Annotated in this window: 1 pseudogene; it reads right to left on the reverse strand. The window is 40.8% G+C overall.

Annotated elements, in window-relative coordinates:
* Positions 1–265 (reverse strand): annotated as a pseudogene (locus E0D98_RS26535) (ISAs1 family transposase); the annotation flags it as partial.

The raw sequence follows: 265 nt of genomic DNA on the forward strand, positions 1-265 counted from the left end.
GCTATTATGGACCGAAAGGAGACTGCCACGCATAATTTCTTCAGCCCTTTCCATTCAAACGTGAAATCAATAAGTTCATCAGGGACATCGCAAACAATATGAAGACGGATTTCTTCTCTGCCGTGACGCTTTTCACTAATTGCGTAACTGTCATGCTCTGGATTATTTAATTCTTTCAGCGGAAATTTTTCCTCAAAGGCTTTATTTAGCCGCCCCTGGTTTCCTTTTACCGCGAATAAATAATCACCTCCCTGTTTTTGTATCT

The organism is Escherichia sp. KCJ4928, assembly GCF_004352695.1.
Lineage (GTDB): Bacteria > Pseudomonadota > Gammaproteobacteria > Enterobacterales > Enterobacteriaceae > ECMA0423.